Raw genomic sequence first — 25,605 nt, 5'->3', positions numbered from 1 at the left:
TGCGCTGGTTGTGAGGGATTGATGGCCCCGCGAAAAACGGGTCGCGAGGCCCGTGGGAGCGTTGCTATCGCTCCCGCGTCTTGAGGCCGGACAGGACGACGGCGAGGATGATGATGAGTCCGGTCACCACCTGCTGCACATAGGCGTTCACGCCGAGGATGTTCAGGCCGTTGCTCATGACGCCGATGATGCCGACGCCGATCATCGTGCCGCCGAGGTTGGCGGCACCTGACCGGATCACGGTCATGCCGAGGAAGACCGCCGCGACCGAGAACAGCGTGTTGTCGCCGCCCTGCTCCGCTGCGGCACTTCCGAGGCGAGCGGCCAGCAGAATTCCGCCGATCGCCGACACGAAGCCGGCCATCGTGAACGCGAGCAGGCGCGCCCACCGCACGTTGACACCCGAGAGCCGCGCGACCTCGACGTTGCCGCCGATGGCGTGCAGGCGGCGTCCGAGTGTCGTGAACCGCAGCAGCGCCCAGATGATGATCGAGATCGCCACCGCGAAGTAGACGGGAAGGGGCACGTTCAGGAAGCGTCCCTGCCCGAGCGCGTTGAACTCTGCCGGCATCCCGAACACCGTCGTTCCCCCGGTGACGAGGTACGCGAGGCCGATCACCGAGGTCATTGTGGCAAGCGTCGCTACGAACGCCGAAAGATTGAGATATGCGATGAGCACTCCGTTGACCAACCCGACGAGGATCCCCACCGCCAGGCCCGCCCCGATCGCCACGGGCATGGAGTTCTCGTCGAGAAGCATCACCGAGGTGACCGCACCGGCAAGACTCGATGTCGCGCCGACCGACAGGTCGAAGTCACCGAGCACCATGACGATCGTCTGCGCCCCGGCGATGATCGCCAGGATCGAGATCTGGTACAGGATGTTTCGGATGTTCACGAACGACAGGAACGTCTCGGGCCGCATCGCGAAGAAGAAGATGATCAACAGGATGAGGGCGACGACCGTGCCGCTCTGGATGAGGACCCTGCCGGCCGTGCGCGACTGCTGGGCCATGATCGTCCCGGTCCGCGTCGGCTCCTTCTGAACTGTCATGATGTGGACCTTCCGTATGCGTAAGAGAGGAGGAGTTCGTCGTCGGCGCCTTCGGCGGGCACGTCGCCCGCGATCGAGCCTTCGTGCATGATCAGGATTCGATCGCACATCCCGATGAGTTCTGGTAGCTCGGAGCTGACCGCGATCACCGTCGTGCCGGTGGCGGCGAGTTCGCGGATGAGGCGGTAGATCTCGGCCTTGGTGCCGACATCGATACCGCGGGTGGGCTCATCCATGAGCAGAACCTGCGGTTTGCGCGCGAGCATCTTGGCGAGAACCACTTTCTGCTGGTTCCCGCCGGACAGTTCGCCGACCGGCTGGCGGGCGCTCCGCGCCTTGATCTGCAGGTCTGCCATGCCGCGCTTGGCGATCTCAGCGATTCGCCCCCGCGACACCCAGCCGAGTCGACTCACCGATGAGATGTTGGCGAGCGCGATGTTGTCCTGGATCGACGAGCCCAAAAGCACACCCTGGCTGCGGCGTTCCTCCGGCACGAGCGCGACGCCGGCGGCGAGGACTCGTCCGACGCCCGCACGGCGCGGAATGACCTGTCCACCCACGGTGATCGTGCCCGCCTTCGAGGCCTGCGCGCCCGCGAGGATCCGCAGCAATTCGCTCCGTCCGGAGCCTGCCAGCCCTCCGATTCCCAGTACCTCGCCTTTATGCGCGGTGAAGGAGACATCCGTGACGCGCCGGCCGTCCAGCCCCTCGACAACGAGAGTGACCTCGGTCGAGGTCTTCCCCCGCTCGGGATAGAGCGAGTCGGCGTTCCGGCCGACCATGGTCGAGATGACCTCTCCGATGGTGGTGTCCGCGACATTCTTCGTCGTGATCGTCTCGCCGTTACGCATGATCGTGAGACGGTCGCACAGCTCGAAGACCTCTTCGAGGCGGTGCGAGACGTAGACGATCGCGACGCCCTCGTCGCGAAGCGAGCGCAGGACCGTGAATACCTCGCGGATCTCGGTATCGGTGAGCGACGCCGTCGGCTAGTCGAGGATGAGCACGCGCGCGTCCGTCGCGAGCGCACGAGCCACGGCGACCATCGTCTGCTGCACCGGCGAGAGGTCACCGGCGAGCTTACGCATCGAGATCTTCTGGTTCAGTCGGTCGAGCTGCTCTCGCGCCTGACGACGCAGAGCGCGCCCGTTGACGATGCCGGCGCGGCTCGGCAGCTGCTCCCCCAGAAGGACGTTCTCCGCGACCGAGGTCGTCGGAACGATCGAAAGCTCCTGATAGAGCGCGACGATGCCGGCCTTGTGGGCGGCCCGCACGTTGGCGAAGACGACATCTTCACCTTCTCGTCTGATCTGACCGGAGTCCGGGGCGTACAGACCCGTGACCACCTTGATGAGCGTGGACTTACCGGCGCCGTTCTCACCGAGGAGCGCGTGGATCTCGCCCGGCTGGACCGAGAAGCTCACGCCCTTCAGGGCATGCACGCCGTCGAAGCTCTTGGCGATGTCGATCGCCTCGAGAGCGGGCAGCACGTCGGTCGCGACCGCCGCGTCCCCGACCGACGTCATGACGCACTCCCGGCGGCGTCGAGATCGTTGCAGCGGATGACGACCTTGGGATGTGCGCCGCTCATGTGCGCCTCGAACGCGGCGGGTGCATCATCGAGGTCGAAAACCGCGGCGGTGAGCTCGTCGACATCGAGGTGCGGCAGGACCTGCAGCGCCCGTGGGAACGCGTACGGCGACACGAAGATACCCGTGAGCGTCAGTTCTTTCAGGTACAGGTAGTCCGACAGGTTGAGTGGCATCGCGAACTCGGCCGGATACATCGCGCCGTAGATCACCGTGTCGCCCTTGGCCGCAATGTCGAGCAAACCCTGCACAGCGCGCGGCGACCCCGAAGCATCGATCACGATGTCGTATCCTCGGCCGGAGGTGATGGCGTCGGCGCGCTCGAACTGGTTCTCACCGACCGGGTCGATGACGTGCTCGGCGCCGTGGCGGAGGGCCATGTCGCGACGACCTTCGATCGGCTCGATCATCGTGAGCGACGTGGCACCGTACATCTTCATGACCTGGAGCGTGAGCTGACCGATCGGTCCGCCGCCGCAGATCGCCACGCGATCACCGACGCGGATCCGCGTCTTGTCCGCGATCCGCACGGCGACCGAGGTCGGCTCGAGAATGCACCCCTGCAGCAGCGACACATCGTCGGGCAGCCGGTACACCTGCGACTCGTGCCACGTCACGCTCTCGGCCATGCCGGGTCGGTTGTACTCCTGGATGTTCTCGCAGAACTGCTGGCGCCCCTCCTGGCACGGCCGGCAGGTGCCGCAGAACCGCAGGAAGTTTCCCGCGACCCGGTCGCCCACGCGCAGCCCGTTGCGATGCGCGCGCTCGCCCAGTTCTTCAATGACGCCCGAGATCTCATGGCCGAGGCCGATCGGAACATCGGTGCCGAAGAATCCCTCGGCGAGGTGCGGGTCAGACCCGCAGATGGCGGCGTACGCGACGCGGATGCGGACGTCCTCGGGTCCGAGCGGCTGCTCGGGAAAATCCACGACGCCGATGCGGCCGCGGGCATCCGCGTCAGGATCCCGAAGGCTGCCGATCTTGGTGACGGCTACTGTTCTCATGACTCTCCGTTGAGTGGATTCGAGGATGTCCGTCAGCGCTTCGCGGCGATGACGCGTCGGATCGCTGCGATCGTCGCCTCGAGGCCATACCCGTGCTTATCGCGCAGCTGCTCGTCCTCGCCGAAGCCGGCGTAGACCTGGGGGATGCCCAGGCGTTCGAAGGCCGTCAGGTGAACACCGTTGTCGGTGACGACGTCGGCGATGCGGGTGGCGAGCCCACCGTACGCGAGGTGGTCCTCGAGCACGATGAACCGGCCGTCGGTCTCGGCGGCCGACCGGATGATGAGCTCTTCATCGATCGGCTTCAGCGTCCACATGTCGACGACGCGGATGGAGCGGCCGTCCTTGGCCAGTTCGTCCGCGGCGTCCAGGGCCTGGGCGACGGTTGTGCCGTGCGTGAAAATCGTCGCGTCGGTGCCTTCGCGGGCGATGATGCCCTTGCCGATGCGGATGTCCTGCGTGCCGGGTTCGTAGAGGACCTTGTCCTTCTTGCCGACGGCGAGGCGGATGTAGAGCGGTCCCGTCATCGTCATGGACTGACGCAACACCTCGCCCACCATCAGCGGGTCACCGATCGAGGTGACCGTCATGTTGGTGAGCGCACCCATGAGGGTGAGGTCCTCGACGGCGTAGTGCGTCGAGCCGCCGTTGCCAACGAGACCGCCGTGCGTGCCGATGATCTTCACGGGCAGGTTCGGGTAGCAGACGTCGGTGCGGATCTGCTCGAGCGCGCGCATGGAGAGGAACGGGAGCATGCCCGAGACCACGGGGATGTTGCCGTCGTAAGCGAGGCCCGCGCTGATGCCGACGCACGCCTGCTCGGCGAGGCCCACGTCGAGGAAGCGCTCGGGGAACTTGTCGCGGAACTCCACGAGGGTGGCCCCGATGTCGGGGGTCAGGACCCAGAGGTTCGGGTATTCGTCGCCGAGTTCGGCGAGCGTGGTGCCGATGACGGAGCGAGCACCGAGGAACTCGCCGAATGTGAACGTAACGGGCATCAGACGGACTCCTTAACGCGGCTGGCGGAGAGCGCGGCCATGGCGCGCTCGAGGTCGGCGGCGCCGAGCGATCCCGCGTGCCACGCGAGGTTGCGCTCCATGAAGTCGACGCCCTTGCCCTTGACCGTCTCGCAGATGACAACGGTGGGCTTCTTGCTATCGGTTGCGGGAAGACTGTCGATCGCGCCGACGAGCGCCCCCATGTCGTGACCGTCGATGTGGATGACGTTCCATCCGAACGCGGCCCACTTCTCGGGGTAGGGCTCGAGCGTGACGCGCTCCTCGTCGAAGCTCGTCATGAGCTGTCGGTTGCGGTCGATGAAGGCGACGAGGTTGCCGAGCTTGTTCGAGCTGGCGGCGAGCGCCGCCTCCCAGACGGAGCCTTCGCCGGTCTCGCCGTCACCCATCAGGGTCACGACGCGATGGCTCTCGCCACGGCCGCGGGCGCTGAGCGCCATCCCGACCGCGAGCGGCAGGCCGTGACCGAGCGAACCCGTCGACGCCTCCACTCCCGGAAGCTGAACCTTGCAGGGGTGCATACCGTAGGCGCTGTCGAGCTGTCCGTACGTGTCGACGATTCCGTCGTACGAGAAGAAGCCGCGGATCGCCATCGCGATGTACATCGCCACGGCCGCGTGCCCCTTGCTGAGCACGAAGCGGTCGCGGGACGGGTTGGTGAGATCGGTCGGATCGACCGTCAACCCGTACTCGAACAGCGCGGTGAAGATGTCCGCTGACGACAGGTCCCCGCCGATGTGCACCGCACCCTCGTACGTGCCGCACAGGTGCAGCAACTTCTGGCGAAGCTCGAATGCGAGATCCTCCAGCTGCGCCACATCGCGGCGTTCGCCCACGGGAACAAGGCTCTCTCGAACCATCCTCTGCCTCCTCTTTGATGACATGGATGTCGATGCGTGCAGCACATCTGCGTCGCCATCGACCGTGTCAGCCGGGCCCGAGGGGGGCTGACCTGGGAGACGTTAGCACGAACTCATTTACAGGTAAACAAGAATGGAGGTAAACTTCAGGAAGGTCGAAGACGACTTCATGAAACCTGAGACCGACACCCGAAACCCGTGCCATCATGGCGCAGGTGAAGGCAGCACGCTTTTGTTCGACAAACACACAGAGAGGTGGGTGGTCGGCTTGTCCGACACGTTGAGTACTGAAGCCCCCGTCCGTACAGGACTGTTCATCGGTGGCCAGGAACGGCAGACAGCGGAGACGATCTCGGTCGCCGACCCGGCGAAGCCCGGAGTCGTCGTGGGCGAGGCTGCCGCAGCTTCCGCCGCCGATGTCGCCGATGCCGTTGCGGCCGCGAAGGCGGCGTACCCGGCCTGGTCGGCCCTGTCGACCGCCGAGCGCGCGCGCCAGATGGCCGACGCCATCGCCGGGATCGCGGACGATCGCGACACCGATGCCGCAATCCTGTCGCAGGAGAACGGCAAGATCCGTATGGAGTCCTGGGTCGACGCCCTGGTGTTCGAGATCCGCTGGAATCTCGCGCTCATGATCGCCGACGAGGTCGACGCCGGCAAGACGCTCCCCGTCGTTCCCGGTATCCCGGTCACGACCGAGGTGTCGTACCAGTCGCTCGGGGTCGTGACCATCATCGTGCCGTTCAACTGGCCGATCGCGATCCTCGCGGCCTCCCTCCCGCACGCTCTCCTCGCGGGAAACACCGTGATCGTCAAGCCACCGCCCTCGGCGCCGCTGGCGACGACCCGGGTCGTGCAGCGGGTGGCTGAGAAGCTTCCCGCGGGTGTGCTGAACGTCGTGACGGGCAAGGACGAGAACATGGGTGCTCTCATCCAGAACCCGGACATCGCGAAGGTCTGCTTCACAGGGTCCGTCAACGGTGGCAAGCGGATCATGGAGATGGCGGCGAAGTCGCTGACCCGCGTGACGCTCGAGCTCGGTGGCAACGACGCGGCGATCTTCGCCGAGGACGCCATCATCGACGACGTGCACCTCGACCGGCTGTACGCGGCGATCTTCGACTCCACGGGCCAGATCTGCATGAATGCCAAGCGCATCTACGTGCACCGCTCCCGGATGCAGGAGGTGGTGGACGGTCTGTCGGCACGACTCGAGAAGGCCGTCATCGGCTACGGGCTCGACGAGGGCACCACGATGGGTCCGCTCCACTCCCCGGTGCAGAAGGCGTTCGTCGAGGAGATCATCGAAGAGGCCAAGGACTCCGGCGCGACCGTGCTCGAATTCGGGGAGCTGCCCGGCGGCGACCTCGCCGGCGGTAACTTCCTGCGCCCCGCGATCGTGGTCGACCCCGACCCGGAACTGCGGGTCGTGACGCAGGAGCAGTTCGGCCCGGTCATCCCGATCATCCCGTTCGACACCGAAGAGGAGGCCGTCCACGTCGCCAACGACACCTGGGGCGGACTCTGCGGCAGCGTCTGGACGGCCGACCCGGCCACCGCGACGCGTATCGGCAACCAGCTGGTTTGCGGATACGTCTTCGTCAACGATCACGGAGCAACGCGGCTCGACCTGCGCGCCCCGTTCGGCGGCATGAAGCAGTCGGGCATCGGGCGCGAACAGGGTATCGAGGGCATTCGGGCGTTCCAGGACACCCGGTCGATCGGGGTCATCGACCCCGAGGCTCTCGCACAGATGGCGCACTGAGCGATCGTTTCGGCGCGGCATCCGGATTCTCAGGAAATCGGATGCCGCGCCGACGCGTATCTCCCGAGTAGTGCTGCTCTCCGCACCGATGACACGAAAGGACAGCGATGACGGACGTGCCGCAGACCGGTGCTGGGCGAGAGTCCGGACTGATCACTGATCCATTGCCGAACTCCATCGACCCCGATCACTTCACCCCGCGCTTGCTTGCGTTGCTCTCCAACGCGCTCGTCTGGCGGGAGTCCCACGAGCTTCGTCGACGCTTCGGGCTCGGCACGAACGACTGGCGCGTCATCTCGTCACTCGGGCTGCGACCCGGGATGGCGGCTACGGACGTCGCAGAATTCACCTCGATGAACAAGGCGGTCGTCTCGAAGAGCGTCGGTGTGCTCACCGACCGCCGACTGATCGAACTCTCGGACGGTCCCCGCGGGTCGCGGCCGATGTTCCTGACGCGTGCCGGTGCCGAGATGCACGATCTCATGATGCCCGTCTCGCTGCGCGGGCAGGAGATCGTCCTCTCCCACCTCGAGCCCGCACAGATCACGCAACTCAACGATCTCTTGCTCGCGATGCTGAAAGAAACCCGCGCGCTCATGACCCTCGAGAGTGAGGCCGGCGTCGCATCGGCCGCACGGAACGAACGCGCCTGAGCCGACGCATCCGATTTCCCTCTGGACATTCCCTATGTAGATAGGTAATGTCGCAGACAGGAAGCGCGAAGACGCGTTCCGTACTGAGAGCGGAAAGGACCTCGATCAGTGTCACGTTCTACTCAGCCGGTCAATAAGGCCGCAGCTTTGGAATTGGTCAGCAACTACTCCCTCGAGATGACCGGCAAGGATGTCCCGGGCCTCATCGAGGCGAAGGATTCCATCCCCGCCGGCACGAAGATCAACGTCACGTTCCTCGGCAACGAGGACCTCGAGATGCGGGTCACCGCCTCGAAGGCCGTCCGCGACATGGGCTTCATCCCGGTCCCGCACATCTCGGCCCGCCGCCTGTCGTCGCAGGACCAGCTGGAGGAGTTCCTTGGCCGCCTGCAGGAAGTCGGCGCGACCGACAGCGTCTTCGCCGTCGGCGGCGACCCGGCCGAGCCCGAGGGCCCGTACCCCGACTCGCTGTCGGTCATCCAGACCGGCCTCCTGCAGAAGTACGGCGTCAAGGAAGTTTCGATCGCCGGCTACCCCGAGGGCCACCCCGACATCGCGAAGGACGTGCTCTGGCGTCACCTCGAGGACAAGTCGGCCGCCCTCAAGGAACAGGGCCTCGACGCGACGATCCTCACCCAGTTCGCTTTCGACACCGACCCGGTGATCGACTGGGTCCAGGGAGTTCGTGGGCGCGGCATCGAATCCACGATCCGCATCGGCACGCCCGGCCCCGCCGGCATCAAGCGCCTGATCAACTTCGCCCGCCGCTTCGGCGTGGGTGCGAACGCGATGATCGTGAAGAAGTACGGCTTCTCGCTCACCAACCTGATGGGCACCGCCGGCCCCGACAAGTTCGTCACGGACCTGTCGGCGCTGCTCGCTGCCGACCCCGCCTCGGGCGAGGTGAAACTGCACTTCTACACCTTCGGTGGGCTCAAGGCCACGGCAGACTGGGCACACCAGTACGTCGACGGAATGAGCTGAGGACACTGTGAGCACGCACATCGCAGCACGGATGGATCAGGCCTGCCTGGTCCTTCACGGGCCGGATCAGCCGGGGATCGTCTCGGCCGTATCGGCCCTGATCACCCGCAACGAGGGAAACATCGTCTCGTTGGATCAGTACTCGGACGACGCGAACGGCGGTGCGTTCTTCCAGCGCGTCGTCTTCCACCGCCCCAACCTGACCGCGGCCTTCGATGACATCTCGGCCGACCTGACCGAGACGATCACGCCGCTCGGGCTCGAGTGGAACCTCACCGACCGGTCGGTCCCGAAGCGGATGGCGATCCTGGCCTCGACCTCGGATCACTGCCTGCTGGAGCTGCTGTGGCGCCACCGTCGCGGCGAGCTGAACGTGACGATCCCCATGGTGATCTCCAATCACACCAACACGGCGGACGACGTGCGCTCGTTCGGCATCCCGTTCTTCCACGTCCCCTCGCAGGGACCGGACAAGTCGGCCGCCGAGGCCGAGATCGTGCGGCTGCTCGCCGGCAACGTCGACTTCGTGGTGCTGGCGCGGTACATGCAGATCCTGTCGGACGACTTCATCACGAACGTCGGCGTGCCCGTGATCAACATCCACCACTCGTTCCTGCCCGCCTTCATCGGCGCGGGGCCCTACAAGAAGGCCAAGGAACGCGGGGTCAAGTTGATCGGCGCGACGAGCCACTACGTGACGAAGGACCTCGATGAGGGCCCGATCATCGAGCAGGATGTCGCCCGCGTGACGCACGCCCACACGGCTGCGGACCTGCAGGCACGCGGCGCCTACGTCGAGCGCGCCGTGCTCTCGCGCGCCGTCGAATGGCACGCCGACGACCGCGTCATCCGGCACGGCAACCACACCATCGTTTTCTAATCCAACCGTTTACTAACCACCCCGCGGGCATCCGTCCGCAATCCCGAGAGAGAGGTCCAACGTGGCACCGAAGAATCTGCAGGAAGTCATCGACGCGGCGGGAAGCCCCGTCGAACTCCTGCGCAACTCGCAGATCGGCTCGTACATCTACCCGGTCGTTCCGGCCGACTTCCAGAACTGGATCAAGGAGCAGAAGGCCTGGCGCGACACCGCCGTGCTCTACGACCAGTCGCACCACATGGACAACGTGTTCCTCAAGGGATCCGACGCCATCAAGCTGATCTCGGACACCGCGATCAACTCCGTCGCGAACTTCGCGGTCAACAAGGCCAAGCAGTACGTTCCGACCACGGCCTCGGGTCACGTCATCGGTGACGGCATCCTCTTCCGCGAGGCCGAGGACGAGTACGTGTACGTCGGCCGCGCGCCCGCGTCGAACTGGTTGATGTTCCACGGCGAGACCGGCGGATATCAGAACCTCGAGGTCGTCGTCGACCGTCGTTCGCCCTCGCGTCCCTACGGCGACGCGGTGGCCCGCAAGTACTACCGCTTCCAGATCCAGGGCCCGAACGCCTGGGCCGTCATCGAGAAGCTCAACGGCGGACCGCTCGAGAAGCTCGGCTTCTTCAACATGTCCGAGATGAAGATCGGCAACATGAACGTCCGCACGCTCCGCCACGGTATGGCCGGAGCACCCGGACTCGAGATCTGGGGCCCGTACGCCGAGCACCACCAGATCCGCGACCTGATCGTCGAGGCCGGCCAGGAGTTCGGTCTGCTCCCCGTCGGATCGCGCGCCTACCCCTCGAACACGCTCGAGTCGGGCTGGATCCCCTCGCCGCTCCCCGCCATCTACACCGGCGCCGAAGAGCAGGCCTACCGCGAGTGGCTGCCCGCCGACAGCTACGAGGCGACCGGAACGCTTGCCGGTTCGTTCGTGTCGGACAACATCGAGGACTACTACCTCACGCCGTGGGAGCTCGGTTACGGTTCGTTCGTGAAGTTCGACCACGACTTCATCGGTCGCGACGCGCTCGAGAAGATGGACCAGGCCGGCCAGCGCAAGAAGGTCACGCTGGCGTGGGACGCCGAGGACCTCGGCAAGGTCTGGACGTCGCTGCTGAACGTCGACGGCCCGAACTACAAGTTCTTCGACCTGCCGCTGGCCAACTACGGCTCGGCGAACTACGACTCGGTCGTGGACGCGGATGGCACGGTCGTCGGTTACTCGATGTTCACCGGGTACTCCTCGAACGAGCGTCGCGGCCTCTCGCTCGCGACGATCGACCCGTCGGTTCCCGAGGGTACCGAACTCAAGGTCGTCTGGGGCGAGCCGAACGGTGGCACCAAGAAGGCCTCCGTCGAGCCGCACGAGCAAACCGAGGTTCGCGCCGTGGTCAGCCCGATTCCGTACTCCACCGTCGCCCGCGCCACCTACCAGGGTGGCTGGCGCACGGGCTACTCGGACTGAGTAGCTGATTGACCCGAGGGGGTCCGGGCGACAGCTCGGGCCCCCTCGCACCATTCCCACCCTGCGGGATTGCTAACCTCGGGTGACCGTCCAAGAGGAGGACAGATGAGCCTGCGTTACGCACTGCTCGCCCTCCTGCGCGTGGGCCCGCAATCCGGCTACGACCTGCAGAAGCAGTTCTCGCTCTCGGTCGGCCATGTCTGGCACGCGCCCGACTCCCAGATCTACCCCGAGCTGCGAAAGATGGAGTCCGAGGGACTCGTCGAGGGCGAAGATCAGCTTCGCGGCGAGCGCGGCACCCGCCGGCTCTACCATGTGACTCCCACGGGCGACGCGGCGTTCGTTGCGTGGATGGCTGCTCCCCTCGACTACCAGCGGGTCCGGGATCCCGCGCACTTGCGCGCCGCCTACCTCGAGGTCGCAGCGCCCGACGACGCCCGTGCCTTCTTGCGGGCGCATATCGTGCAGTGGGAGAGCGAGCTCGAGCAGTGGGAGGGGGAGCTCCGCCGCATCGACGCGCGCGACAACCCCATGCTGATGCGACGGCTCGCGGTCACCCCCGAAGCGGAGCGCGAGCGCACCGTGGCGTACAAGCGGTTCGCCTACGAGGGCCTGGTCGAGCGCGCCAAGGGCGAGATCGAGTGGGCGCGTCGCGGCCTCGACCTGGTCGACGCGCTCGAAGCCTGACCGTCAGTACACGTACTCCATGAGGTCGACGCCGAGCGTCCGGAAGGCGTCGTGCGCGCGCAGGCGGTGCGCGATCGAGAGGTCGTCGAAGCAGACGATGAGCGCATAGGCAACGCCCGCACGGGGGCCGGCCAGCACTCCCGCCTCGGCGCGCACCCCGGCGTCCCGCCCCGTCTTGTTCACGAAGAGCAGCCCGTGGTCGTCCTCGTGCGCGAAAGGATCAAGACCGGTAGCGGATGCGACGAGGCTCAGGTCTTCGTTCAGGCTCAACCACTCCGAGACCTGCGCACTCACGGCCGCGTTGACGAGGCTGGTGTTGACCATGGCTGCGAAGAGTCCGGCCAGCTCACGTGCCGAACCCAGTGCGAAGTGCGGCGCGTGATCCGGACCGCGTCGATCGCGCAGGCGGTCGAGGAGCGCGACGCGTTCCAACCCGAGCGAATTGATCCGCGCGTGCACGCTCTCCATACCCACCCGGTCCAGCAGCAGGTTCACCGCGAGCGAATCGCCCGTCGCGGCAGCGAGCACCGCGAGATCGCAGAGCGGCAGCGCGGGAGCGCGCAGGTGCCGCCACACCCCGGCACCCTCCACCTGCTCGATGCGGGCACGCTCCACGATCTCAAGGGGATCGAGCGATCCGTCGTCGAAGCGAGCGGCAACCTCGATGAGGAGGGGCAGGATGCCGAGGCCACCGATCGGGCTCGTCAGGAAGTCATCCCCCGCCAGCACGATCTTGTCGGTATCGAGGTCTGCCACGTGCACCGAAACCCGGGCACCCGAGGCGGCGAGCGCGTCCAGCGCCTTCAGCGATGAAGCGAAGGAGCGGCGCCCGGCGGCGGCGCGGCGGTTCGTGCGATGTCCGCCACGGCGCGACCCAGGCCGGGACGATGCGTCCCGGAGCGGCTCAGGGGGCGTACCCACGAGTGGGCGTCCTTCCGATGCGGGTTATGAGAAGGGGGTCACCAGATCGTGACACGTTCCGCCGGCTCAAGCCAGAGTGCGTCGTCTGCGGTCACCTCGAAAGCGTCGTAGAACGCGTCGATGTTCCGGACGATCTGGTTACAGCGGAACTCATTGGGCGAGTGCGGGTCGATCGTCAGCAGACGGATGGTTTCGGCATCCCGTCCCTTCTGCTGCCAGACCTGCGCCCACGACAGGAGCAGGCGCTGGGTTCCCGTGTAACCCTCGATGACCGGCCCACCGGCTTCCGCGCGAGGCGCGGATTCGGTCCCTGAGCCTGTCGAAGGGCCGAGCGACAGTTCGTACGCCCTCAGCGCGATGCCGAGGCCGCCGAGGTCTCCGATGTTCTCACCGATCGTCAGCGCCCCGTTGACGTGGTGTTCGGGAAGGCCCAGGGGCGACAGCGCGTCGTACTGGGCGATCAGGCTCGAGGTGCGCTCTTCGAAAGCAGCGCGGTCGGCGTCCGTCCACCAGTCGTGCAAACGCCCATCGCCGTCGAAGCGGCTGCCCTGGTCGTCGAAGCCGTGCCCGATCTCGTGACCGATGACCGCGCCGATCCCCCCGTAGTTCGCGGCGGCGTCGCGGTCGGCGTCGAAGAACGGGTACTGCAGAATCGCCGCGGGGAACACGATCTCGTTCATCAGCGGGTTGTAGTACGCGTTGACCGTCTGCGGCGTCATGTGCCATTCGTCGCGGTCGATCGGGCCCCCGACCTTGGCGAGCTGGCGGTCATGCTCGGCGACATGAGCGCGACGGATGTTGCCGACGAGGTCGGTGGCGTCGATCTCGAGGGCGTCGTAGTCGCGCCACACATCGGGGTAGCCGATCTTCGGAGTGAACTTGTCGAGCTTGTCCAGCGCACGCTCGCGGGTCTCGGGACTCATCCATTCGAGATCCGTGATGCTCTGCCGGTAGGCCTCGATCAGGTTGGCGACGAGTTCGTCCATCGCCTCTTTCGCCGTCGGCGGGAAGTGACGTTCGACGTAGACCTTGCCGATGGCCTCGCCGAGGGCGGCCTGCGTCAGGCTCACCCCACGCTTCCAGCGCTCGCGGTTCACGGGAACACCGGTCATCTGCGTCCCGAAGAAGGCGAAGTTCTCGGCCACGAACTCGTCGGAGAGGAACGCGGCGGCGGCGTGGATGACCTTGTAGGCGAGCCAGGCGCGCCAGTCCTCGAGCCGTTCTTCGGTGAGGAGCGGTCCGAGACCCTCCACGAAGCTCGGCTGCGACACGACGACCTCGGCGAAGGCCTCTTCGTGACCCGGCGCGACGGCAGAGAGCCAGGGCGCGAGGTCGACACCGGCGAGTGTCGCGAAGTCTTCCCACGACATCAGGTTGTAGGTCGCGACCGCATCGCGGCTCTTGACGTTGTCCCAGTGGTGTGTGGAGAGCTCGGTCTCGAGCGCGAAGATGCGGTCCGCGGTGGCGGAGGCATCCGCAACACCGGCGAGCTCCAGCATCCGCTCGATGTGTGCGCGGTACGCGAGGCGCAGTTCGGCGAAGTTCGGCAGACGGTAGTAGCTCTCGTCGGGGAGGGTGATGCCGCCCTGCAGGAAGAACGGGACGTAGCGGTCCGGCGAGCCCGGGTCGGGCTCGACATACAGGCCGAGGAGTCCCCCGACGCCCTCGCGCTCGAGATCGCCGATGACGGTGAGCAGGCCGGTCATGTCCTCGATCGCGGCGACGCGCTCGAGCTGCGGGGCGATCGGGCTCGCGCCCAGCTCGGCGATCCGCTCGGTGTCCATGAAGCTCGTGAAGAGGTCGCCGATCTTGCGGGTCTCGGTACCGGGCTCGGCGAGCTGCGACTGCTCGATGATCTCGCGCACGTGCTCTTCGGCCTGCTCGGCAAGCGCGTGGAAGGACCCCCAGCGCGCTTTGTCTTCGGGGATCTCGGTTCTTTCGAGCCACCCGCCGTTGACGTGGCGGAAAAGGTCGTCCTGGGGGCGGATCTCGGAGCTCAGTTCATCGAGCGCGAGACCGGACCGGAGCGCGTCGTCCATACCACCAGAATAGGCCGCGACGACACCCGCGCGATCCCCTTGACCGGGCGCGCCGCGCCGGGGTAGGCCTCCTAGGCTCAAGGAGTGACTGATCCCGAGCGCAGCGACGAACGGCCGTCATCCGCCGGGCTGAACCGCGACATCCTGCGCCTCGCGGTTCCGGCGTTGGGGGCGCTGGTCGCCGAACCCGCGTTCCTCATCGTCGATGCGGCGATGATCGGGCATCTGGGAGTCGACCCCCTCGCGGGCCTGGGCATCGCCTCGGCCGTGCTGCAGACGATCGTCGGGCTGATGATCTTCCTCGCCTACTCCACGACCCCGGCCGTGGCCCGTCGATTCGGCGCGGGCGATCCGTCCCGCGCCGTGTCGGTCGGGATCGACGGCATGTGGTTGGCGCTGGGCGTCGGCGCCGTGCTGGCTCTTGGCGGATGGCTCGCCACACCTGCGCTCGTGGGCGTCTTCGGCCCGACACCCGAGGTGGCCGAGCAGGCGCGCATCTACCTGGGGCTCTCGATGGGCGGGTTGCCCGCCATGTTGATCGTGTTCGCCGCGACGGGACTGCTGCGCGGAATGCAGGACACCGTCACGCCGCTCTGGATCGCCGGCGTCGGATTCGCCGCGAACGCAGGGCTCAACTTTTTGCTGATCTACGGATTCGGCTGGGGCATCGCGGGCTCGGCGATCGGCACCGTGATCGCGCAGTGGGCGATGGTCGCGGCCTACATCGTCGTGATCGGACGGCTCGCGTCCCGGCACTCCGCGCGCCTCCGTCCGCAGCGCGAGGGCATCGGGGGTTCGGCGCGCTCGGGCGGGTGGCTGTTCCTGCGCACCGTGAGCCTGCGGGTCGCCCTGCTCTCGACCGTTGTCGTCGCGACCGCCATGGGCCCCGAGGAACTCGCGGGGTACCAGGTGGTGTTCACGATCTTCTCGGCCGCAGCCTTCGCCCTCGACGCGCTCGCGATCGCGGCGCAGGCGCTCGTGGGCAAGGGCCTGGGCGCGGGCGACGCGGCCGGTGTGCGCCGTGTGCTCGGCCGGACGGCGGCATGGGGCGTCTGGTTCGGCGTGATCGTGGGGGCGGTGATCGCGGTGTTCTCGGGTGCCATCGGTCTGGTATTCACCGGATCGCCCGTCCTGGCAGCGCTCATCCTGCCCGCCCTGCTCGTCCTGGCCATCGCGCAGCCGATCGCCGGCGTGGTGTTCGTGCTCGACGGCGTGCTGATCGGCGCCGGCGACGCCGCGTATCTCGCCCTCGCCGGTGTTGTGAACCTCGTCGTCTTCCTGCCTGCGCTGGTCATCGTCTCGGCGACCGGGGTCACGGGCGCGGGCGGGCTCGCCTGGCTCGCGGCATCGTTCTTCGGCGTCTACCTGTGCGCCCGCCTGCTGACGCTCGGCTGGCGCGTGCGCGGCACGGCCTGGCAGCGCGTGGGCGCGCACTAGACGCGCCGGTTAGGCGTAGCGGCGGGCCCAGTCGTACATCACGACGGCGGCCGCGGCGCTCGCGTTGAGCGAACGGGTCGAGCCGTACTGCGTGATCTCGACGACGGAGGATGCTGCGGCGAGCGCCTCGGGCGAGAGCCCGGGACCCTCCTGCCCGAAGATCAGGATGCACCGCTCGGGCAGGTCCGCACGGTCGAGCGCGACGGATCCCTCGACGTTGTCGATCGCGACGATCGGCAACGCGCGCTCCGCTGCCCAAGCCACAAAGGTCGCGACGTCCTCGTGGTGGATGACGTGCTGGTAGCGGTCGGTGACCATCGCCCCGCGGCGGTTCCAGCGCCGGCGGCCGATGATGTGCACGGCCTCGGCGAGGAACGCGTTGGCGGTGCGCACGATCGATCCGATGTTCATGTCGTGCTGCCAGTTCTCGATCGCGACATGGAACGGATGCCGGCGCTCGTCCAGGTCCGCGATGATCGCGTCCATCGACCAGTAGCGGTACTGATCGACGACGTTTCGCCGATCCCCGTCGGCGAGCAAGACCGGGTCGAACCGCGGGTCGTCGGGCCAGGCATCCGGTCCGCCCGGCCAGGGGCCGACGCCGACAGTGGTGTCCGCCTCGCGCTCCGGCTCCGCCTCGGGTTCGATCTCGGGCGCGGGTTCGTCGGTCACGGGGCCAGCGTATCCGGGCCGGTGTCTCGACCCCGGTCGTTGAGCGAGCGAAGCGAGACGAAACGCTTCCACGCACGAGACCGTCGTTTCGACTCGCGTTCGGCTCGCTCACCGACCGAAGCTCTTTTCGGCGTGCCGAAATATAGCTAAGGTTTCGGTGTGCCGAAAAATTCGCCAGCGCAACAGGGCGCAACGCACGAGGCGAGCAGTGCCGTCAGCACCCCGAAGGTCGCGTGGCTGATCGGTCCCGCCCTCGTCGCCGGGGTGGCCTACCTCGATCCGGGCAACGTCGCGAGCAACATGACGGCGGGCGCCCAGTACGGGTACCTGCTCGTCTGGGTCGTCGTGATCGGCAACGTCATGGCCTGGCTGATCCAGTACCTCTCGGCCAAGCTCGGCATCGTCACGGGCGAGAGCCTGCCCGAGGTGCTCGGTCGACGCCTACGCAACCGCTGGGCACGGCGCGCCTACTGGCTGCAGGCCGAACTCGTGGCGATGGCCACCGATGTGGCCGAGGTGATCGGCGGCGCCGTCGCCCTCAACCTGCTCTTCGGAATCCCCCTGCTGTGGGGCGGCGTGATCACCGGTGTCGTCTCGATCGGCCTGCTGCTCGTGCAGTCCAAGCGCGGTGCTCGTCCGTTCGAGAACGCGGTCATCGCGCTCATGGTCATCATCGCCGTCGGCTTCACCGCGGGCGTCTTCGTCGGGCCTCCCGACCCGGCCGGGATCGTCGCCGGTCTGGTGCCGCGCTTCGAGGATGCGGGTTCGGTGCTGCTCGCCGCGTCCATCCTCGGCGCGACGATCATGCCGCACGCGATCTACGCCCACTCGGCTCTTTCGCGCGACCGCTTCGCCCCGCCTCGCGCGGCCGGCGACACCGCAACCGCAGCCCCGACCCGTCACGCGGGCGATGAGCTCGCGGCTCTCCGCGGAGTCGGCACGGCTCGCCTGCTTCGGGCGACGCGGTGGGATGTCTCGATCGCCATGATCATCGCGGGCACCGTGAACCTCTGCATCCTGCTGCTCGCGGCGGCGAATCTCGCGGGCGTGCCCGGCACCGACAGCCTCGAGGGGGCATATGCGGCGCTCCGCGACGGACTCGGACCGCTCGTCGCAACCCTGTTCGCCGTGGGCCTGCTCGCCTCGGGCCTCGCCTCGACATCCGTCGGTGCGTACGCCGGCGCCGAGATCATGAGCGGCCTGCTGCGCGCGCGTGTGCCCCTGCTCGTCCGCCGCCTCGTCACCCTCATCCCGGCGCTGCTGATCCTCGGCGCCGGGTTCGATCCGACCTTCGCGCTCGTACTCAGCCAGGTCGTGCTGTCGTTCGGCATCCCGTTCGCCCTCATCCCCCTCGTGGTGCTGACCGCCCAGCAGCGCACCCTCGGCGAGTACCGCAACCGGCCGATCACGACGATCGGGGGCATTATCGCGAGCGTGTTCCTGGTCACCCTCAACGCGGTGCTGCTGTTCCTCGTGTTCACCGGCGCCTGACATCGCCGTCATCCTCGGACGGTACCCTGAGGCAATGGCACCCCCGAGCGCCGTGGTCGACGACTACCTCAAGGCGATCTACCACCACACCGAGTGGCAGGATCGCCAGATCACCCCGTCGCAGCTCGCGGGCGAACTGGGCCTCGCCCCCTCGAGCGTGACCGAGATGGTGCAGAAGCTCGCCGCGCAGGGGCTCGTCACCCACCGCCCGTACGGCCCTGTGACGCTGACCGAAGCCGGCCGCAAACGGGCGAGCGGGATCATCCGCAGGCACCGCCTGATCGAGACCTGGCTCGTGCGCGAGTTCGGGTACGGCTGGGACGAGGTGCACGACGAGGCCGAGGTCCTCGAGCACACCATCAGCGACCGGCTGCTCGAGGGGATCGACGAGCGACTCGGTCGCCCTCGCTTCGATCCGCACGGCGACGCGATTCCGGATGCCGAGGGTCGGGTCGAGCGCGTCAGGTTCGTGTTGCTCGCCCACGCCGCCCCGGGGCACGAGGGCCGCGTCCTGCGCGTCAGCGATCGCGACGCCCCGCTGCTGCGCCACCTCGAAGAGCGAGGTGTCGAAGTCGGAGCGACCGTGCGCGTGGTGTCGCGCGAGATCCTCGACGGCGACAGCGGGTCGATCGCGCTCCCGGAGGGCGCGGCCTCGGCCGTGTGGCTATCGGCCTGACCGACGGCGCCAGCGCCTACGCTCGGAAGACCCCCGATCGGATGGCCACTGCACCGCCGTGGCTTCTTCGCAGAAGGCCCACAGCCTCTCGCCGCGCGCGGGATCGGCCGTCAGGGCAGCCGGGCGCGCTGTTCGCGGCATGCCCCTGAGCCCGCCCTTCGGACCCCAGAACGTGCCACCCTCGGCATCCGGATCGATGAGGGCACGCACCGGCGCCCACGCCCCGCGCTCTTTGGACTGCGTCACAGCGGCCTGCAGGTTGTCGACGAAGCGTGCGCCACGCGTCGGCTCATTAACGCCCCGGATGCCGGGTGTGCGTCCGCTCACCGAATAACCGGGATGAGCGACCAGACTCCGCACCGCGAGGCCGTGGGCTCGGAGTCGGCGGTCGGCTTCGAATCCCAGCGCCTGGGCGATCACCTTCGACTGCACGTAGGCCCGCCACGGTGAGTAGTCCTGCTCCAGTTGCGGATCGACCGGGTCGTACGACCACATCGCTGTCGAGATACTGCCGAGCCAGACCATCCGCGCGGGCAGCTCGGCGCGCTCGAGCACGGGCAACAGCGCCCCGGCGAGCGCAAAGTGGCCGAGGACGTTGGTCGCCAGCACGAGCTCGTTGCCATCGCCCGTCACCTCGCGCGTGCGGGGCGGGTGCACGATGCCGGCGTTCAGCAGCACCCCATCGAGGCGAGCTCGGCCGCCGACGGATGCCGCGGCAGCACGCACGGATCCCAGGTTGCTGGTGTCGAGCAGCAGCGTCTCGACCGAGGCATCCGGCACCCGTCTGCCGATCGCCGCGCGGGCGGCGGCGAGGCGGTTGGGGTTTCGTCCCGACATGATGACGTGAGCTCCCGCGCGGGCGAGTTGCTCGCTCGCGAAATAGCCGAGCCCGGCATTCGACCCGGTCACGAGGAACGCTCGCCCCGTCTGTGCGGGGAGGGATGTCGGGTTCCACTGATCGCGTCGGGCGCTCATGTGTCGACAGTACGGCCAGACGCCGACGACGCGCCGTATGCCGGTCCTGCGGGCGGGCGCGAGCCGACTCATCGGCCTAGGCTGGCGGCATGGCCGCAGAACGCATCCTCACGCGCACGAGGGCCGACATCGAGTGTTGGCTCACCGACATGGACGGCGTGCTCGTGCACGACAACCGCCCGGTTCCGGGCGCGGCCGAACTGCTCGAACAGTGGCGCAACCAGGGCACGCCCTTTCTCGTGCTGACGAACAACCCGATCTTCACGCCACGAGACCTGAGCGCGCGCCTGCGCGCGTCCGGCCTGGACGTGCCCGAGGACCGCATCTGGACCTCGGCGCTCGCGACGGCGGACTTCCTCGCGTCGCAGCTGCCGGGCGGCACGGCGTTCGTCATCGGCGAGGCCGGCCTCACAACCGCACTGCACGAGGCCGGCTACATCATCACCGAGTCGCAGCCCGACTATGTCGTCGTCGGCGAGACCCGTCAGTACTCCTTCGAGGCCATCACCCAGGCCATCCGCTTCATCAATGCGGGCGCGCGGTTCATCGTCACGAACCCGGATGCTACCGGCCCGACGCCTTCGGGTGTCGTCCCCGCGACCGGCTCGTTTGCGGCCCTCATCACGAAGGCCACGGGCAAAGAACCGTACGTCGTCGGCAAACCCAATCCGATGATGTTCCGCTCGGCCATGAACAGGATCGGCGCTCACTCCGAGAACACCGGGATGATCGGCGACAGGATGGACACCGACATCGTCGCCGGTATCGAGGCGGGCCTGCACACCGTGCTCGTACTGACCGGCATCAGCGATACCGCCGAGATCGAACGCTACCCGTTCCGACCCGACGAGGTGCTCGACTCGGTCGCCGATCTCGTCGCGGAAGAGCCGTCCGAGACCGAGCTGCCCGAGGTCATCTGAGCCGACCCCGGGACGCACGGGACGCGGTCGCATGACCGCCCGCGATGTCCGGGAGTGACGGTATCGTCGCCGCGGTATCTTCTGAGCATGGGCGTATTGGACGACGGCGAGCGGGTGCGGGCAGCGAATGCCGCCACCTGGCGCACGTGGCTCGCCGAGAACCATGCGGACTCGAAGGGCGCGTGGTTGGTGCGGGGCCGCAAGGGCTTCGCCCACCTCCACATCCCGCACGAAGACGCGATCCGGCAAGCCCTGTGCTTCGGGTGGATCGACGGTCCGGTCCGCGTTTTCGACGACGAGACATCCGGGCTCTGGTTCGCCCCGCGGCGCGCGAGCAGCGGATGGGCGGGTACCAACAAGGCCCGCGTCGAGATCCTGGAGGCGGACGGCCAGCTCGAGGCAGCCGGCATCCGCGCCATCGAGATCGCCAAGACCAACGGGACGTGGACGATGCTCGACGGGCCGGAGGCACTCATCGAGCCGCCCGAGTTCGCCGCAGCACTCGACGCCGTTCCCGAGGCTCGCGCGGCGTGGGACGGCTTTCCACCATCCGTGCGGACCTACGGCCTCACCCAGATTGCGAGCGCCAAGCGCCCCGAAACGCGGACGGCACGGATCGCACGGATCGTGTCCGAGGCCGCCGCCGGACGCCGGCCGTAGATCAACCCGAGGGAGTACCCATGTCGCAACGTGATCTGATCTTCGCCGTGTCGACCCTCATCGTCGGCGGCACCCTCGTCGCGTTTGTCGTGGCCTGGTGGCGCAGTCGTGACAAGCGGAGTCGTGACAAGAGAGGTCCCGGCGACCGCGACTGACGCTTGGGCCAAAGCGGGGCAGGTTCCGCGCCGCGGGGCAGGGTAGAACGTGCCCCACAGCACCCACGGTGCCCCACATCTCGGGGCAGGGCGGTGCTCGGCGGGCGAAACCTATTGCGGGTCGAGCCCGAGGTCGGCGAGGCCGATCGCCGCGCGCCACTCCAGGCCCGCGGCCTCGACGGCGGCCTGTGCGCCCGTGGCCCGGTCGACGATAACGGCGACCGCCACGACCTCGGCACCCTCACGGCGCAGGGCCTCGACGGCCTTCAGCGCCGACTGCCCCGTGGTCGAGGTGTCTTCGACCACGACGACGCGTTTGCCCGAGACATCCGCTCCCTCGATCTGGCGACCGCGCCCGTGGTCCTTAGGTTCCTTGCGGACGACGAAAGCATCGAGCGGGCTCCCCGCGTGCACCGACTCGTGAAGGATCGCGTTCGCGATCGGGTCGGCGCCGAGGGTCAGGCCCCCGACCGATGCGACGTCGGGAATGTCCGCGATCAGGTCGAGCATGATGCGGCCGATCGCGGGGGCGGCACGGTGGTCGAGCGTGAGTTTGCGCATATCGACGTAGTAGTTCGCCTGCTTGCCGCTCGAGAGCGTGAAGTCGCCGTGGAACACCGCCTCGTCGGCGATGAGGGCGATGAGCCGCTGGCGGTCGGCTTCGATTTCGGGTGTCGACGCGGTCATGGGCTCGAGTCTAGGGCGCCGCGGGGCCCTCCTCGGATGTACCCGGCACCTCCTAGGCTGGAGCGATGCGGCTCGCCACCTGGAACGTCAACTCCATCCGCGCGCGCGTCGAGCGCACCGTCGACTTCGCGGTGCGCGAAGACATCGACGTGCTCGCGATGCAAGAGATCAAGTGCCGGCCCGACCAGTTCCCCTACGCGCAGTTCGAAGACGCCGGGTACTCCGTCGAAGCGCACGGGCTGAACCAGTGGAACGGCGTCGCGATCGCGAGCCGCCTGCCGATGACCGACATCGAACATTCCTTTCCCGGCATGCCCGGGTTCGCGAAGGGCCACGAGGGTCCGGATGCCCCGCTCGAGGCCCGCGCTATCGCGGCAACCGTCGGCGGGGTGAGGGTGTGGAGCCTCTACGTCCCGAACGGTCGATCGCTCGACGACCCCCACTACATCTACAAGCTGGACTGGCTCGGCGCGCTTGCGCAGTACACGCGCGACACGCTGGATCATGACCCGGACGCCGCGCTCGCGCTGGTCGGTGACTTCAACATCGCGCCGACCGATGCCGACAACGGCGACCCGACGGTCGTCCCCGGCGTCACGACCCACGTGTCTGAGCCCGAGCGCGTGGCCTTCCGCGACCTCGAGGCGGCCGGTCTCAGCGATGTCGTCCGGCCCCTGGTGCCCACCGGGTTCACCTACTGGGACTACAAGCAGCTGCGCTTCCCCCGCAACGAGGGTCTGCGCATCGACTTCATCCTCGGCTCGCACGCTGTAGCCGAGGCCGTCCGCGGCGCGGCCATCCACCGCAACGAGCGGAAGGGCGAGATCCCGAGCGACCACGTGCCCGTCGTCGTCGACCTCGAGCTGGACTCGGCAGAGGATTCGGACGACGTCCCCATGATCTTCGGATAGCGCGCAGTCTCCCCCGCGGGACGGATGTCTCGGCGAGCGCCGCAACGTACCGTGGAGGGATGAGCGAGTCCGATCGTCCGTTCGCCGAACGCACGCCGACATCGGCGGACCTACGGGCCGACGTCTTCCTCGCCGCCGCGATGCTCGTCGGCGGCGTGCTGAGCGCTTGGTTGACGTCGGTCGCGGGGTTCTACGGCGACGAGCAGGCGCCCCTCATGTGGGGCGTCGTGTATGCGGCCGCGGTGACCGCGCCGCTGGCCCTTCGCCGGCGCTTCCCCTCGCTCGTCGCGATCGTCGTGTGCGCCGCCTATTTCGTCGCCGTGAGCCTGCGCATCCCCGAGATCTACGTCGGCAACATTGCCATGTTCATCGCGATATACACGGTCGGGGCGTGGGTCGACGACCGGCGGCGGGCGATGCTCGTCAGGGTTGTGCTGATCGCCGGCATGTTCCTCTGGCTGCTGATCACGACGTTCCAGGATGCGACGGCGCCCACCGACGACGGTTTCTCACGGGTGGGCGCGTTCTCGCCCTACGTCGCGTTCATGCTGATCCAGTTCCTGATCAACGCGCTGTACTTCGGCGGCGCTTACTACTTCGGCGATCACGCGTATGCGGCCGCCCGCAAGCGGGCCGAGCTGCACGAACGCACCACACAGCTCGAACGCGAGCGCGAGGTGACCGCGCGGCAGGCGGTGGCGCTCGACCGGCTGCGCATCGCGCGCGAGCTGCACGACGTCGTCGCCCACCATGTCTCCGCGATGGGTGTCCAGGCGGGCGCGGCGCGCGCGGTGCTCGATGCGGATCCCGCCGCGACCCGGCAGGCGCTGTCGGGCATCGAAGCATCCGCTCGCGAAGCACTCGACGAACTGCGCCACCTGCTCGGGACCCTGCGCGCCCCCGAAGAGGCGGGCATCGAGGGCGCCGACAACGCCGCTTCGACCGTACGTCTCGCGGGACTGCCCGCTTTGGTCGAGCACGCCGTCGACGCCGGCCTGCCGACGACCCTGAGCGAACTCGGCGACCCATGGCCGGTGCCCGATGTCGTGCAGGTGAACCTGTACCGCATCGTGCAGGAGGCTCTGACGAACGCGCGGCGCCATGGCGGGCCCGACGCCCGCGCGGATGTGCGCCTGCGCTACAGCCCCGACGCGGTCGAGATCGAAGTCACGAACACCGGCCGCACCGGAGTGCCGAGCGGCGGGGGTCTCGGCCTGGTCGGCATGCGCGAGCGCGCGAGTGCCTCGGGCGGCACGATCGATGCCGGACCCCGCTCGCGCGGTGGGTACCTCGTGCGGGTCCGCGTGCCCCGTCAACCCGCAGCGGAACTCGCGTGAGCGACGAGGGTGTGGCGGAGCGGCCGATCCGGGTCCTGCTCGCCGACGACCACGCCGTCATGCGAACGGGATTCCGGATGATCCTCGAAGCGGCGGGCGGTATCACGGTCGTCGGCGAGGCCGAGAACGGCGCCGCCGCGGTGGCGCAGGCGCGCGCGGAGCGGCCCGACGTCATCTGCATGGACGTGCAAATGCCCGTTCTCGACGGCCTGGAGGCGACGCGGCGGATCGTGGCGGATCCCGACAGCTCGGCAGCCGTCCTCATCGTCACCACGTTCGATCGCGATGACTACCTGTTCCGGGCCCTCGCTGCGGGAGCGAGCGGATTTCTGCTGAAAAACGCGGGACCCGAAGACCTCGTCGCGGCGGTCCGCGTCGTGGCATCCGGTGACGCCCTGCTCGCGCCCGAAGTCACGCGGCGGGTCATCGCCCGGTTCGCGGGCGAACCCGAACACGCCACGACCGCCGGAGGTCAGCCGACCGCGCCCGGTGGTGTCACATCGGGCGGGGTCGCGCCGCCCTTCACCGAGCGCGAGGTCGACGTCCTCCGCCTGCTGGCGCAAGCCCTCAGCAATGCCGAGATCGCCGCCCGACTGGTGATCGGCGAGGCAACGGTCAAGACCCACGTTTCCAACGTTCTGCAGAAGCTCGGCGCCCGCGACCGTGTCGCGGCGGTCGTCTGGGCCCACCGCAACGGCTTCGCGTGATCCTGATCGTCTGATCGCTGACCCCTCCTCCCCCGCACGCCGGAGGACGAAGAC

The 25,605-nt window shown here is 67.8% G+C and carries 26 protein-coding genes; 15 read left to right on the top strand and 11 right to left on the bottom strand.

The features are described 5' to 3' along the window. Positions 1-64: 64 nt before the first annotated feature. The 6 genes from CGU34_RS16160 to CGU34_RS16140 all read right to left on the bottom strand — a co-directional run bounded on the left by CGU34_RS16160 (position 65) and on the right by CGU34_RS16140 (position 5,523). The gene (locus tag CGU34_RS16160; protein WP_051513498.1) at positions 65-1,054 is read right to left on the bottom strand and encodes an ABC transporter permease; all 990 of its coding nucleotides are present in this window, start codon (positions 1,052-1,054) and stop codon (positions 65-67) included. Continuing rightward, a complete protein-coding gene (locus CGU34_RS17280) occupies positions 1,051-1,905 on the bottom strand; it encodes an ATP-binding cassette domain-containing protein (RefSeq protein ID WP_198517864.1) in 855 nt (284 codons plus the stop codon). Before CGU34_RS17280 ends, CGU34_RS16160 begins: the two co-directional genes overlap by 4 nt. A gap of 138 nt (positions 1,906-2,043) precedes the next feature. Beyond that, the gene (locus CGU34_RS17275) at positions 2,044-2,580 is read right to left on the bottom strand and encodes an ATP-binding cassette domain-containing protein (protein ID WP_198517863.1); all 537 of its coding nucleotides are present in this window, start codon (positions 2,578-2,580) and stop codon (positions 2,044-2,046) included. Beyond that, positions 2,577-3,647: a zinc-dependent alcohol dehydrogenase gene (locus CGU34_RS16150; protein WP_100814691.1), complete on the bottom strand. Its 1,071-nt coding sequence runs from the start codon at positions 3,645-3,647 to the stop codon at positions 2,577-2,579. Before CGU34_RS16150 ends, CGU34_RS17275 begins: the two co-directional genes overlap by 4 nt. Positions 3,648-3,679: 32 nt before the next feature. Beyond that, positions 3,680-4,645, bottom strand: coding sequence for a transketolase family protein (locus CGU34_RS16145; RefSeq protein WP_051513503.1), 966 nt, complete (start codon positions 4,643-4,645; stop codon positions 3,680-3,682). Continuing rightward, positions 4,645-5,523: a transketolase gene (locus CGU34_RS16140; protein ID WP_100814690.1), complete on the bottom strand. Its 879-nt coding sequence runs from the start codon at positions 5,521-5,523 to the stop codon at positions 4,645-4,647. The genes CGU34_RS16145 and CGU34_RS16140 overlap by 1 nt, the downstream gene beginning before the upstream one ends. Before the next feature lie 259 nt (positions 5,524-5,782). Here CGU34_RS16140 and CGU34_RS16135 point away from each other — a divergent pair, with 259 nt between their 5' ends. The 6 genes from CGU34_RS16135 (at position 5,783) to CGU34_RS16110 (ending at position 11,963) form a co-directional block, all read left to right on the top strand. Beyond that, positions 5,783-7,288 carry an aldehyde dehydrogenase family protein gene (locus tag CGU34_RS16135; RefSeq protein WP_232711715.1) on the top strand — a complete coding sequence of 502 codons (1,506 nt, stop codon included), beginning with the start codon at positions 5,783-5,785 and terminating at the stop codon, positions 7,286-7,288. A gap of 107 nt (positions 7,289-7,395) precedes the next feature. Next, positions 7,396-7,941: a MarR family winged helix-turn-helix transcriptional regulator gene (locus CGU34_RS16130; protein ID WP_100814689.1), complete on the top strand. Its 546-nt coding sequence runs from the start codon at positions 7,396-7,398 to the stop codon at positions 7,939-7,941. A gap of 177 nt (positions 7,942-8,118) precedes the next feature. Continuing rightward, positions 8,119-8,925, top strand: a complete 807-nt coding sequence (locus CGU34_RS16125; RefSeq protein WP_157811362.1) for a methylenetetrahydrofolate reductase — start codon at positions 8,119-8,121, stop codon at positions 8,923-8,925. 31 nt (positions 8,926-8,956) lie between these two features. Continuing rightward, positions 8,957-9,805, top strand: a complete 849-nt coding sequence (purU, locus tag CGU34_RS16120) for a formyltetrahydrofolate deformylase (RefSeq protein WP_051513506.1) — start codon at positions 8,957-8,959, stop codon at positions 9,803-9,805. A 61-nt stretch (positions 9,806-9,866) separates the two neighbouring features. After that, a complete protein-coding gene (gene ligM / locus CGU34_RS16115; protein ID WP_036298653.1) occupies positions 9,867-11,276 on the top strand; it encodes a vanillate/3-O-methylgallate O-demethylase in 1,410 nt (469 codons plus the stop codon). Between the two features lie 105 nt (positions 11,277-11,381). After that, positions 11,382-11,963, top strand: a complete 582-nt coding sequence (locus tag CGU34_RS16110) for a PadR family transcriptional regulator (RefSeq protein WP_036298660.1) — start codon at positions 11,382-11,384, stop codon at positions 11,961-11,963. A gap of 3 nt (positions 11,964-11,966) precedes the next feature. Here the strand turns inward: CGU34_RS16110 and CGU34_RS16105 are convergent, their stop codons facing one another. Together CGU34_RS16105 and CGU34_RS16100 are read right to left on the bottom strand one after the other, a co-directional pair. Further along, on the bottom strand, positions 11,967-12,884 hold the full coding sequence (locus CGU34_RS16105; RefSeq protein ID WP_051513508.1) for a serine hydrolase: 918 nt from the start codon (positions 12,882-12,884) through the stop codon (positions 11,967-11,969). A gap of 38 nt (positions 12,885-12,922) precedes the next feature. Beyond that, positions 12,923-14,923 carry a M13 family metallopeptidase gene (locus tag CGU34_RS16100; RefSeq protein WP_036298661.1) on the bottom strand — a complete coding sequence of 667 codons (2,001 nt, stop codon included), beginning with the start codon at positions 14,921-14,923 and terminating at the stop codon, positions 12,923-12,925. Between the two features lie 84 nt (positions 14,924-15,007). On the opposite strand from CGU34_RS16100, the gene CGU34_RS16095 reads away from it, so the two are divergent. Further along, positions 15,008-16,360, top strand: coding sequence for an MATE family efflux transporter (locus CGU34_RS16095; protein ID WP_232711714.1), 1,353 nt, complete (start codon positions 15,008-15,010; stop codon positions 16,358-16,360). A gap of 9 nt (positions 16,361-16,369) precedes the next feature. Here CGU34_RS16095 and CGU34_RS16090 read toward each other — a convergent pair whose 3' ends face one another. Then, entirely contained in the window at positions 16,370-17,032 is a 663-nt protein-coding gene (locus CGU34_RS16090; RefSeq protein ID WP_100814687.1) for a TrmH family RNA methyltransferase, read from the bottom strand. A 237-nt stretch (positions 17,033-17,269) separates the two neighbouring features. On the opposite strand from CGU34_RS16090, the gene CGU34_RS16085 reads away from it, so the two are divergent. Beyond that, positions 17,270-18,523, top strand: a complete 1,254-nt coding sequence (locus tag CGU34_RS16085; protein ID WP_232711728.1) for an Nramp family divalent metal transporter — start codon at positions 17,270-17,272, stop codon at positions 18,521-18,523. A 34-nt stretch (positions 18,524-18,557) separates the two neighbouring features. Next, positions 18,558-19,199 carry a metal-dependent transcriptional regulator gene (locus tag CGU34_RS16080; RefSeq protein WP_100814685.1) on the top strand — a complete coding sequence of 214 codons (642 nt, stop codon included), beginning with the start codon at positions 18,558-18,560 and terminating at the stop codon, positions 19,197-19,199. Here the strand turns inward: CGU34_RS16080 and CGU34_RS16075 are convergent. Further along, complete coding sequence (locus CGU34_RS16075) at positions 19,188-20,174, bottom strand: SDR family NAD(P)-dependent oxidoreductase (RefSeq protein WP_100814771.1); 987 nt, start codon at positions 20,172-20,174, stop codon at positions 19,188-19,190. The two genes, CGU34_RS16080 and CGU34_RS16075, sit on opposite strands and share 12 nt — an antisense overlap. Positions 20,175-20,263: 89 nt before the next feature. Between CGU34_RS16075 and CGU34_RS16070 the strand changes: the two genes are divergently transcribed. The 3 genes from CGU34_RS16070 to CGU34_RS17605 all read left to right on the top strand — a co-directional run bounded on the left by CGU34_RS16070 (position 20,264) and on the right by CGU34_RS17605 (position 21,909). After that, positions 20,264-21,094 carry an HAD-IIA family hydrolase gene (locus CGU34_RS16070; protein ID WP_036300379.1) on the top strand — a complete coding sequence of 277 codons (831 nt, stop codon included), beginning with the start codon at positions 20,264-20,266 and terminating at the stop codon, positions 21,092-21,094. 87 nt (positions 21,095-21,181) lie between these two features. Further along, entirely contained in the window at positions 21,182-21,754 is a 573-nt protein-coding gene (locus tag CGU34_RS16065) for a YdeI/OmpD-associated family protein (RefSeq protein WP_100814684.1), read from the top strand. A 20-nt stretch (positions 21,755-21,774) separates the two neighbouring features. Beyond that, the gene (locus tag CGU34_RS17605) at positions 21,775-21,909 is read left to right on the top strand and encodes a hypothetical protein (protein ID WP_269800314.1); all 135 of its coding nucleotides are present in this window, start codon (positions 21,775-21,777) and stop codon (positions 21,907-21,909) included. A gap of 111 nt (positions 21,910-22,020) precedes the next feature. On the opposite strand, the gene pyrE is transcribed toward CGU34_RS17605, so the two are convergent. Continuing rightward, on the bottom strand, positions 22,021-22,596 hold the full coding sequence (gene pyrE, locus CGU34_RS16060) for an orotate phosphoribosyltransferase (protein WP_036300846.1): 576 nt from the start codon (positions 22,594-22,596) through the stop codon (positions 22,021-22,023). A 65-nt stretch (positions 22,597-22,661) separates the two neighbouring features. Between pyrE and CGU34_RS16055 the strand changes: the two genes are divergently transcribed. Genes CGU34_RS16055 through CGU34_RS16045 form a run of 3 tightly spaced genes read left to right on the top strand, consistent with a single transcriptional unit; the run spans position 22,662 to position 25,551 of the window. Beyond that, positions 22,662-23,507 carry an exodeoxyribonuclease III gene (locus CGU34_RS16055; RefSeq protein ID WP_036300843.1) on the top strand — a complete coding sequence of 282 codons (846 nt, stop codon included), beginning with the start codon at positions 22,662-22,664 and terminating at the stop codon, positions 23,505-23,507. Positions 23,508-23,566: 59 nt separating this feature from the next. Further along, on the top strand, positions 23,567-24,844 hold the full coding sequence (locus CGU34_RS16050) for a sensor histidine kinase (RefSeq protein WP_100814683.1): 1,278 nt from the start codon (positions 23,567-23,569) through the stop codon (positions 24,842-24,844). Positions 24,845-24,903: 59 nt separating this feature from the next. Then, positions 24,904-25,551: a response regulator transcription factor gene (locus CGU34_RS16045; RefSeq protein ID WP_232711727.1), complete on the top strand. Its 648-nt coding sequence runs from the start codon at positions 24,904-24,906 to the stop codon at positions 25,549-25,551. Positions 25,552-25,605: the final 54 nt, after the last annotated feature.

Origin of the sequence: Microbacterium lacus, from assembly GCF_002812805.1 — a bacterium.
GTDB lineage: Bacteria > Actinomycetota > Actinomycetes > Actinomycetales > Microbacteriaceae > Microbacterium > Microbacterium lacus_A.
Note: the sequence above shows the minus strand (reverse complement) of the source record. Positions and strands in the feature narration are given on the sequence as shown.